Origin of the sequence: uncultured Brachyspira sp. (genome assembly GCF_910588665.1) — a bacterium.
GTDB lineage: Bacteria > Spirochaetota > Brachyspiria > Brachyspirales > Brachyspiraceae > Brachyspira.
Genome location: NZ_CAJUPR010000005.1, coordinates 154,909 through 161,252, shown reverse-complemented (window position 1 = coordinate 161,252; position 6,344 = coordinate 154,909). Strand labels below are relative to the sequence as shown.

Genomic DNA, 6,344 nt, shown 5'->3' with positions numbered 1-6,344 from the left:
TTAAGAAAAGATAATAAAGATTTTGAAGAAAGTATTAACTCTAAATTACAAGAAACTGTTAATGAAAATAATTTAAAACATAATGAGCTTATTAACAAATTAGATGCCTATACTGAAGATTATAAAAAAGAAATAGATAATATATCAGATAGGCTTGATAAAAATAAAGAAGAAAATATAAAGCTTTTAGATGAAGAGAAAGAAAAAATTAATAGCATTATACTTGAGCATAATCTTAAAAATTTCAAAGAAGTATCGTCTTTAAGAAAAGATAATAAAGACTTGAAAGAAAGTATTAATAAGCTTTCAAATGCAGGTAATTATCAGCTTGAGGGGTTTGCTGAAAGCATTAATAAAAAAATTAATGTTCAGTCTCAAAATCAGGAAATAAAGAATGATGAGTTTATAAAATCTTTGAGCGAACTATTAGAAAAAAATAATATGAAATATGAACAGTTAATATATGCGGTAAATAAAAAATTACAGAATAATAAACATATTGATTATAATAATGATTCTGTGCAGTATAATAAAAATGATATAAAAGAAAATATTAAATATAATAAAAATATCAGTAATATTGCAATACTGTCTGTTTCTATATTTGCAGTTATACTTGCTGTATTTTTTGCTTATCAGTTATTATGATGTGTTTATTTTATATATATGTGTTTTCAAGATAAATTTGTATATGAAAAAGAATATTTGTTGTCTGGATGCAAATATATATGCGGTATTGATGAGGTTGGAAGGGGCTCTTTATTCGGACCTGTTACTGCAGCTGCTGTTATAATGCCTTTAGAATTGAATAATGATAATGTTGATATATCAAAAAAAAATATAGTATGTGATGCGGACGATTCTAAAAAAATTTCAGCTAAAAAAAGAGAATCTATATATGAGCTTATAATAAATAATGCTTTATGCTTCAGCGTTTATTCTGTTGATTCTGAAACTATAGATGAAATTAATGTTTATAATGCTGTAAAATTAGCTATGATTAATGCTGTTAAAAATCTTACTTTACAGCCCGATGTATTATTAATAGATGCTATGAAATTGGATATTGATATAAAACAATGTTCTATAATTAAAGGTGATTTTAAATCTTATTCTATAGGATGCGCCAGCATAATCGCTAAAGTAGTTAGAGACAGAATGATGAATGAGCTTCCCGATTTGTATCAAAAATATAAAGTTTCAAAGAATAAAGGCTACGGAACTAAGGAACATATTAAGGCTATAGAACTTTACGGACCAAGCGATATGCATAGATATTCATTTGAGCCTGTAAAATCTAATTTCTGTAAAGGAAATAATTTGAATTTGTAATATATTTAATTTTTTATATGTGCTTGTTTTTGCCTTATTTTATGATAATATATTTTTATGATTATAAAAAAGGGTATAAGACTTATAGCCACCGATTTGGATGGTACATTTTTAAATAGCGATAGCTGCATAAGCGATTATAATAATAAGATTTTTCAGTATTTAATTAAAAACGGAATTGAAATAATATTTTCCACAGGAAGACCTTTTAACGGAGCAAAGCGTTATAAAGATATGATTAATAACAATAATTATTCTATTGTTTTTAACGGAGCTGTAATCGCTGATACAAATGGAAAGTTTGTTTACAATAAAGTAATAGATGAGAATACCTCGAAATCTATCTGCAGTATTTACAGCGATTATGATGTTTATCTTCATGTTTACAGCGGAGAAAGATATATAGTATCGGAACCTGATTTTTATTATGAGAAATATATTGAAAGAGAGAATATTACGGATACCATAATAGGGCTTGATAATGTTAGGAATTTCGAATTTACTAAGATGCTGTTTATAGGTGAAAGAGATGAGCTTGAAAGACTTCAGACTCATATAAGAAACAGCTTCAATGTTCATACATCTTTTTCGCATACAAACTTTCTTGAAGTATTGGCTTTAGGTATAGATAAAGGAAGTGCCTTACGCTGGCTTTGCGAGAGAAAAGGCATAAATAGAAATCAGGTAATAGCATTCGGAGATAATTATAATGATATAGAAATGCTGGAATATGCAGGTGTTGGAGTTGCCGTTGAAAATGCAGAAGAGGAAGTAAAATTAAAAGCTGATTATATATGCTTAAGCAATGATAATGACGGAGTCGGAAAATTTTTAGAAGACTTTTTATCTTTGTGATTATATTTAAGGATTTATTATTTTTATAATTTTAATAGTTGACTTTTTTTTATTTTATGTTATACTCCTTTCAATGTCTATGCGGGAATAACTCAGTTGGTAGAGTTTCTGCTTGCCATGCAGACTGTCGCGGGTTCGAGTCCCGTTTCCCGCTCATTGATAACCCCAATAGATATATCTTTCTATTGGGGTTATTTTTTAATTTTAAAAAGGTATTATTAAAATGGATATTAAAGATTTAAATTTTGAAACTTCAACCAATGAAAAAGATTTAGTTACATTGAAAATTACTGTTTCTGAAGATGCTTACAGCAGAGAATTGGAGAAACAAATAGAGTATTATAAACCTAGAGTTAATGTTAAAGGTTTTAGGGTAGGTCATGCTCCTAATAATATTATACTTTCAAGATACAGAGAGGCTTTAGAAGGCGCAGCTAATGAAGTTTTAATAGAAGAGGCTTGGAATATTTATCATGATGAAAAAAATGTTAAGGCTTTAGGTACGCCTAAGCTTCTTAATTTGGAAAAAAAAGATGACGGACTTTATCTTAATTATGAATATTATCCTATACCTGAGTTTGATTTGCCTGATTTGTCTTCAATTAATGTTGAAAAAAATAAATACAGTGTTGATGATAATGCTGTTGAAGATGCATATAAGCTTTCTCTTCAGAGATTTTCTCATTTTGAGGAAAGCGATTTAAAATCAGAACTTGGAGACAGAGTTAATGTTAAAATAGAATTTGATGATGAAGAAAATAAAAAATATGATAAGGAATTAACGGTTGTTGCAAGCGAAGATGAAAATGAAAGCATATTTGCCAGAAATGTTTTGGGGGTAAAAAAAGATGATAAGAAGCTCCTTAAAACCTATGTTGACGGCAGAGAAGCTACTTTTATAATGAATATTTTAAAAGTTGAAAAACCTGATATGAAAGATGATTCTAAAGAGGAAGACAGACAAAAAGTAAAAGATTCATTGAAAGAGCATTTAATAAAAAGAGCTAAGGAAAGATCCGATAGAGAGTTTATAAATGATACTTTATTTAATAAATTAATAGAATTAGTTAATATTACGCTTCCTAAAGGTTATTTTGAAGAACAATTAGAAATTTCTTTAGATGAATTTGAAAAATCTATGTCAAGCAGAGGAATGAGCAAAACAGATTTTTTAATTTCTGTTGCTAAAACTGATGAAGATATCAAAAGAGAGTATGAAGAAAATGTAAGAAAGCAGATAATCTTTGATATGATTATGGCTAAGCTTTCTGATACTTATAAAGATTCCATAACTGTAAATGAGGATAAAGCTAAAGAATATGCAAATAAAATGTATCAATATCAAAGCTATATGGGACTTGCAAAGCTTCCTAAAGAGGAGCAGCAGAATATTGTTAATTATATAATGCGTGATGCCCATACAAGAGCAACTTCTGAAGCTATAATGGATTATGTTAAAGAGCATGTAAATGTTGAAGAAAAAAATGCAGGAAATTTTAAAGCTGAAGAATCCGATGTTTGGGGCGGATACTAATATACCCATTAAATAGGACAATATATGAATTTGGAGAAAAATTATATGACTATACCTTATGTAATAGAACAAACCAGCAGAGGAGAGCGTTCCTATGATATATATTCAAGACTTTTAAAAGACAGAATTATATTTTTAGGCGGAGAGATTAATGATGATGTAGCTAATATAGTTATAGCGCAGCTTCTGTTTTTAGAATCTGCAGACCCTGAAAAAGATATTTCTTTATATATAAATAGCCCGGGAGGCGTTGTTACCGCAGCTTTAGGTATGTATGATACTATGCAGTATGTTAAGCCTGATGTTGCAACTTTATGCGTGGGACAGGCTGCTTCCGCAGGTGCTTTGCTTCTTGCAGGTGGTGCTAAAGGTAAAAGATTTGCAACTGCCAATTCAAGAATAATGATACATCAGCCTTCTGGAGGATCCAGAGGTATGGTTACCGATATGGAAATACAGTTAAAAGAAACTATTCGTCTGAAAAGCATACTCAATAATATTATGGCTAATCATACTGGACAGGATATTAAAAAACTTGAAGCCGATATGGACAGAGATTATTTTATGAGTTCAGATGAGGCTAAAGAGTACGGCATTATAGACAAGGTTTTTTCAAGCAGAGAATAAAATAATATCTTAATAATTAATTAAATTATTTTTTAGGGGCTTAGGTCTCTTGTTATGATTTTTTTAAATTTTTTATTGCAATAGTTATGTTTTAATATAGAATTGGAGTTATATGTCTAAAAAGAATAATGATAAAAAAGAAGTTTGTTCTCTATGCGGAAGAGAATTAAAAGAATTAAGCCGATATATTGAGGGCAATGAAGGTTATTTATGTTCCGATTGTTCTGCTATAGCGAATGATTATTTCAGCATAAATATGCAAAATAAAAAATCTAAAGAAAAAAAAGATTATGAAATAAAAATACTTCCTCCAAAGCAAATTAAATCTTTGCTTGATGATTATGTGATAGGACAGAATTATGCTAAAAAAGTTTTATCCGTAGCCGTTTATAATCATTATAAAAGAATAACTCAAAATACCGAAGATGATGTTGAAATAGAAAAATCCAATATACTTTTAATAGGTCCTACTGGAAGCGGAAAAACATTATTAGCCCGTACTTTAGCTAAAACATTGAATATACCTTTTGCAATTGCAGATGCCACTACCGTTACAGAGGCAGGCTATGTGGGAGACGATGTTGAGAATATTTTACTTAGACTTATACAGAATGCTGACGGAGATATAAAATCAGCGGAAAAAGGAATAATATATATTGATGAGATAGATAAAATTTCCCGTAAAAGCGAATCCCGTTCTATAACAAGAGATGTGTCTGGCGAAGGAGTACAGCAGGCTTTATTAAAGATTATAGAAGGTACTGTTGCTACAGTTCCCCCGCATGGAGGAAGAAAACATCCTCATCAGGATAATCTGCATATAGATACTTCCAATATACTTTTTATATGCGGAGGAGCTTTCATAGATATAGAAAAATCTATTGCAGAACGTACATCAAAAAAAGGCTTGGGTTTTGCAGCCGAAGTTAATTCTATGGATAATCTTAATTATGATGAGATAATGAAAAATATTTCTACAGAAGATTTGGTTAAATACGGACTTATACCCGAACTTATAGGCAGGCTTCCTGTAATAGCCACTTTGGAAGAGCTAAAAGAAGAAGAGCTGCTGCAGATATTGAGAGAGCCTAAGAATGCTTTGACTAAGCAGTATAAAAAATTATTTTCTTATGATAATATAGAATTAAAAATAGATGATGATGCTTTGAAAGCAATAGTGAAAAAAACTATGGAGGAGCATACAGGGGCAAGAGGCTTAAGGGCTTTATTTGAAAGGGTTATGCTTGACGCTATGTATGAGATGCCTAATAACGATGGTAAAGAAAATCAGATATTTGAATTAAATAAAGAATATGTTGAAAATAAATTGGGAAAAGCGGATACGGAATAATAAATTACAACAAATATTAAAGAAATATAATTTCTATTAAAAATAAAATTTTTTTAGGAGTTTTTAATGTTACCTGTAAATGATTTAAGAAAAGGCGATGCTATAATTTTAGACGGAGAAACATATTTGGTAGTGGATGCGCACTTTCACAGGGCACAGCAGAGAAAAGCAAATGTGAAAACAAAGTTAAAAAATATGCTTAAAGGAAATATGATAGAAAAGACTTTTTCTTCTACCGAAAGTGTTGAAGAGGCTGATTTATCATATAAAAAAGCTCAATATCTTTATGAAGACGGCAGTAATTATATATTTATGATACTGGATAATTATGAGCAAGTTTCTGTTGATGTAGGCATACTAGGCGACAGCAGATATTATTTGCTTGACAACAGTGAAGTTGATTTGCAGTATATTAATGATGATGTTACTGCTGTACGCTTTCCTATACATGTGGTGCTTGAAGTTGCTTATACCGAGCCCGGATTTAAAGGAGATACTACAGGCTCCACTTTAAAACCTGCAAAACTTGAAACAGGTATTGAGGTGAATGTGCCTTTATTTATTAATATAGGTGATAAAATTAAAGTTGATACAAGAGATGATAGTTATGTTGAGCGTGTAAATAAATAATGCTTTATATATTTT

Annotated in this window: 6 protein-coding genes, 1 tRNA gene and 1 pseudogene; all 8 read left to right on the top strand. The window is 29.9% G+C overall.

Annotation, left to right across the window (positions count from 1 at the left end; all coding sequences use genetic code 11):
* Positions 1-648 (top strand): annotated as a pseudogene (locus tag QZ306_RS05460) (hypothetical protein); the annotation flags it as partial.
* 18 nt (positions 649-666) lie between these two features.
* A complete protein-coding gene (locus tag QZ306_RS05455) occupies positions 667-1,332 on the top strand; it encodes a ribonuclease HII (protein ID WP_295161931.1) in 666 nt (221 codons plus the stop codon).
* A 57-nt stretch (positions 1,333-1,389) separates the two neighbouring features.
* A complete protein-coding gene (locus QZ306_RS05450) occupies positions 1,390-2,187 on the top strand; it encodes a Cof-type HAD-IIB family hydrolase (RefSeq protein ID WP_295161929.1) in 798 nt (265 codons plus the stop codon).
* Positions 2,188-2,268: 81 nt separating this feature from the next.
* A tRNA-Gly gene (locus QZ306_RS05445) sits at positions 2,269-2,341 on the top strand.
* A gap of 69 nt (positions 2,342-2,410) precedes the next feature.
* Positions 2,411-3,721 carry a trigger factor gene (locus QZ306_RS05440; protein ID WP_295161927.1) on the top strand — a complete coding sequence of 437 codons (1,311 nt, stop codon included), beginning with the start codon at positions 2,411-2,413 and terminating at the stop codon, positions 3,719-3,721.
* 24 nt (positions 3,722-3,745) lie between these two features.
* Positions 3,746-4,348 carry an ATP-dependent Clp endopeptidase proteolytic subunit ClpP gene (gene clpP, locus QZ306_RS05435; RefSeq protein ID WP_295161925.1) on the top strand — a complete coding sequence of 201 codons (603 nt, stop codon included), beginning with the start codon at positions 3,746-3,748 and terminating at the stop codon, positions 4,346-4,348.
* 112 nt (positions 4,349-4,460) lie between these two features.
* Positions 4,461-5,699, top strand: a complete 1,239-nt coding sequence (gene clpX, locus QZ306_RS05430; protein WP_295161923.1) for an ATP-dependent Clp protease ATP-binding subunit ClpX — start codon at positions 4,461-4,463, stop codon at positions 5,697-5,699.
* Between the two features lie 66 nt (positions 5,700-5,765).
* Complete coding sequence (gene efp / locus QZ306_RS05425) at positions 5,766-6,329, top strand: elongation factor P (RefSeq protein WP_295161921.1); 564 nt, start codon at positions 5,766-5,768, stop codon at positions 6,327-6,329.
* The last annotated feature ends 15 nt before the right edge of the window (positions 6,330-6,344 follow it).

Excerpts from the sequence above, each read along its gene's own strand:
- QZ306_RS05450 (WP_295161929.1), top strand. The coding sequence starts at position 1,390 with ATGATTATAAAAAAGGGTATAAGACTTATAGCCACCGATTTGGATGGT.
- clpX (WP_295161923.1), top strand. The coding sequence starts at position 4,461 with ATGTCTAAAAAGAATAATGATAAAAAAGAAGTTTGTTCTCTATGCGGA.
- efp (WP_295161921.1), top strand. The coding sequence starts at position 5,766 with ATGTTACCTGTAAATGATTTAAGAAAAGGCGATGCTATAATTTTAGAC.
- QZ306_RS05455 (WP_295161931.1), top strand. The coding sequence starts at position 667 with ATGTGTTTTCAAGATAAATTTGTATATGAAAAAGAATATTTGTTGTCT.
- QZ306_RS05440 (WP_295161927.1), top strand. The coding sequence starts at position 2,411 with ATGGATATTAAAGATTTAAATTTTGAAACTTCAACCAATGAAAAAGAT.
- clpP (WP_295161925.1), top strand. The coding sequence starts at position 3,746 with ATGAATTTGGAGAAAAATTATATGACTATACCTTATGTAATAGAACAA.